Source organism: Halorubrum tibetense (genome assembly GCF_042661865.1).
Lineage (GTDB): Archaea > Halobacteriota > Halobacteria > Halobacteriales > Haloferacaceae > Halorubrum > Halorubrum tibetense.
Genome location: NZ_JBHSWW010000301.1, coordinates 1 through 2,759 on the forward strand (window position 1 = coordinate 1; position 2,759 = coordinate 2,759).

The 2,759-nt window shown below is 66.9% G+C and carries 4 protein-coding genes and 1 pseudogene; 4 read left to right on the forward strand and 1 reads right to left on the reverse strand.

Annotated features, from left to right (window positions below; genetic code table 11):
* The 3 genes and pseudogenes from ACFQEU_RS14065 to ACFQEU_RS14075 form a co-directional block, all read left to right on the forward strand.
* Nucleotides 1-225, forward strand: a pseudogene (locus ACFQEU_RS14065) (ABC transporter permease); the annotation flags it as partial.
* A gap of 84 nt (nucleotides 226-309) precedes the next feature.
* Complete coding sequence (locus tag ACFQEU_RS14070; protein ID WP_379783172.1) at nucleotides 310-717, forward strand: hypothetical protein; 408 nt, start codon at nucleotides 310-312, stop codon at nucleotides 715-717.
* A gap of 495 nt (nucleotides 718-1,212) precedes the next feature.
* Nucleotides 1,213-1,335: a hypothetical protein gene (locus ACFQEU_RS14075; RefSeq protein WP_379783174.1), complete on the forward strand. Its 123-nt coding sequence runs from the start codon at nucleotides 1,213-1,215 to the stop codon at nucleotides 1,333-1,335.
* A gap of 33 nt (nucleotides 1,336-1,368) precedes the next feature.
* Here ACFQEU_RS14075 and ACFQEU_RS14080 read toward each other — a convergent pair whose 3' ends face one another.
* A complete protein-coding gene (locus ACFQEU_RS14080; RefSeq protein ID WP_379783176.1) occupies nucleotides 1,369-2,157 on the reverse strand; it encodes a DUF2797 domain-containing protein in 789 nt (262 codons plus the stop codon).
* A 117-nt stretch (nucleotides 2,158-2,274) separates the two neighbouring features.
* On the opposite strand from ACFQEU_RS14080, the gene ACFQEU_RS14085 reads away from it, so the two are divergent.
* Nucleotides 2,275-2,640, forward strand: coding sequence for a BsuPI-related putative proteinase inhibitor (locus ACFQEU_RS14085; RefSeq protein ID WP_379783178.1), 366 nt, complete (start codon nucleotides 2,275-2,277; stop codon nucleotides 2,638-2,640).
* Nucleotides 2,641-2,759 lie beyond the last annotated feature (119 nt).

The window sequence follows — 2,759 nt, forward strand, 5'->3', positions numbered from 1 at the left end:
GCGCCCGACCGGCGGGCCGCGCAGTTCCTCTACTCGGTGGCCGTCCTCGTCCTGTTCGGCGGTGCGACCGCGATGGCGGGCGGGCCCACGAACGCGGTCGCACGGCTCGCTATCGACAGCGCCGACGCCGCAACGACGTTGACAGTCGTCGTGTACGTCGCCCTCGGCGCCGTGGCGTACGCGGGCGTCCGTCGGTTCGTGAGCGAGAACGGGATCGGGGGGTAGCCGGCGGTTCGCGAGCTCTCCCTCGCCGTGGAGCAGTTCGCTCCAGCGGAATATATTTATATCCGCTATCGGACAGAGACCGACATGGTCCTCAAACGAATCGGGTTCGGAGCCGCCGCCCTCGGGAGTGTCCTTGCGCTCCTCCATCTCTCGCCGGGATTCATCACGGAGTGGATGCTCGCAGCCGACGACCCCGTTCCAGTGGGGAACAGCCTCGGCGAATCAGTCGTGATCGTTCGAAGGCTGCTGGATGCCGGAGCGTTCGCCGTCGGGTTCGGCGGCGTGTTCCTACTGGGATACTGGGCCGGCGGCCGGGTGGCGCTTCGGCATCGATATCGTGAACTACTCGTCGCGCTCGGGGTCGGTGGTGCGCTCGGATACGCCCTCGTGCTCGTCCTGTTCCTGTCGTATTCGGCCCTCGTCGGCGGCGATCTACTGTCCGACCCGGCGGGCGGAGTTATACGAACTCAAGGAGAATACCTGCGGCTTTAGCCGCAGGATGAATCCGACAACGTGGAATCAACCCACTTCCGACGCCTCAGTTGGAGTTTCCAATGCGTACTTTGAAGTGTCAAAAACCGCTATACAACGGTAGGGTCAGGTCGGAACGGAGCGGATTCCGAACGGCCTTCGGAGGCGGCCTGCCCGCCCTCGTAACGAGGTAGTATCCGAAACGCCGACGCGGTGAACACGAATCCTCGAAGGGTTCGTCTTGTGCCCGTCGGCTTGAGCAAGCCCAACGATAACTCTGAGTCCGGCGACGTGTCAGCGACTCCCTACTGGCAAAAACAACAGGTGGGAGTCACCGACGCCGAGGATAGGAGTAACGGCGGTTTGGCACCGCCAGACAGCCACCGACCACGACGACTGGGTTAGATGCGGACTCCCGTAAAGTGGCGGCAACCGTGGTTGCAAACCTGAAACTCCCACCGCTCGGGATTCCTCCGCCTTCAGGCGGAGGAGGATGTCAAGAGTTTCCTGCTGTTTGTGGGTCGACTGACCGCGATAACCGTTCAGTTCGCGATCGTCGGGATCGCCGGTGCATCGTTAGCGGAGCTCACCGGCGTCCCCGATCGTACCGGCGACCTGTCGGCCGGTGAGGCGGAGTGATCGGCTCCGCGGCCGGTCGTGTGTGTCACTCCCTCACCCGCCGAACGCTCCGAGGCTCGACTGGAGGTCGCGTTCGGGCACCTCCTCGGTGAGCTCGTAGCCGACCAGCTCCCGCGCGTCGACCGCGTACGTGGAGCCGTCGCGGTCGAGGACCAGCACCCGACCCTTCCACCCGCGGACGGTGCCGGCGGCCATCGTCTCCGTGACGGGCCGGTCTGCGAGGTCGAGCCCGTAGTCGAAGGAGAACCGCTCGATCGGGTCGAACCGGTCGAGGAGCGCGTCCCACGCTTCGGTGTCGACCGAGCGTCCGAACCCCGCGAGCTTCGTCGGAACCCGTACCCGATCGACGAGGTCCTCGCCGCTCGCGAGCTCGGCTTCGACCTCGCGGGCGACCCGGCCGTCGGGGAACGTTCGGACGTGGGCCGCACGATCCGCCCCCTGCTCGCGAAGCCGGGTTTCGAGCCGCCAGCGGCGGGTGACGCCCACCTTGAACACGTCCGGCGCGAACCCGGCGAGGTACATCGCATGCTCCTCGTGACAGTCCATCTCGTCTTTGAGACACGTTCCGGAACACCGCGCGCACACCCAGACGGAAGCGTGCGAGTCACAGTAGGGCGCGTCCGGGTTCTCACAGGCGATGTGACCGCCCTCGTGGACGGTACCCGCACATCGTCGGTCGCCGAGGCCATAGGAGAGTACGGTTCCCGGGCTCGCGTCGAGGTACTCCACGTCGCCGTCGGTGGCGACGTAGAACCCGCCGCCGGTGTCGTCACTCCCGTTCTCACCGTCGCCCCCGCCGGCGTCGTACCCCACGACCTGCACGGTCGTCGTAGGCGGGCCGCCGGTTAATAAGGATCGCACGCCGCCGGCGCACGCGGCAGTCGCGGGAGCGGCCCTACGCCGCCAGCGTTTAAGTCGCTCACGCGCGCATCGCCATCCATGTCCACGCTACACACCAGCCTCACGGCGACGACCGCCGACGGCGACGAAGACGGAGACGACCGTGACATCGCCCTCGCGCTCACCGTTCGGAACGACGGCGACGAGCCGCTGACGCTCAGGTTCCGCACCGGACAGCGGGCGGATTTCGTCGCGCGCGACATCGAGACGGGGGACTCCGTCTGGCGACACGCGGAGGGACGGATGTTCACGCAGGTGCTCGGCAGCGAGACGCTCGATCCGAACGACTCGGCGACCTACGAGGGAGCGTGGAGCGATCCGCCCGCCGGCGAGTACCGTGTCGTCGGCGAGCTCGCGGCCGAGGACCACGACGCGACCGCGGAGACGACGGTCACCGTGGCGTGACCCGAATCAGCCGTCGCCGATGATCGGCTCGTCGCTGAGTTCGATATCGATCGCGTCGCCACCGCGGTAGAGCCCGCCGCCGATGAGAACGAGCGCGTACCCGCCGGCAGCCGCCGTGA

What these genes read in the sequence shown, in the direction of transcription:
- ACFQEU_RS14070 (WP_379783172.1), top strand. Translation starts at nt 310, where the DNA reads ATGGTCCTCAAACGAATCGGGTTCGGAGCCGCCGCCCTCGGGAGTGTC.
- ACFQEU_RS14085 (WP_379783178.1), top strand. Translation starts at nt 2,275, where the DNA reads ATGTCCACGCTACACACCAGCCTCACGGCGACGACCGCCGACGGCGAC.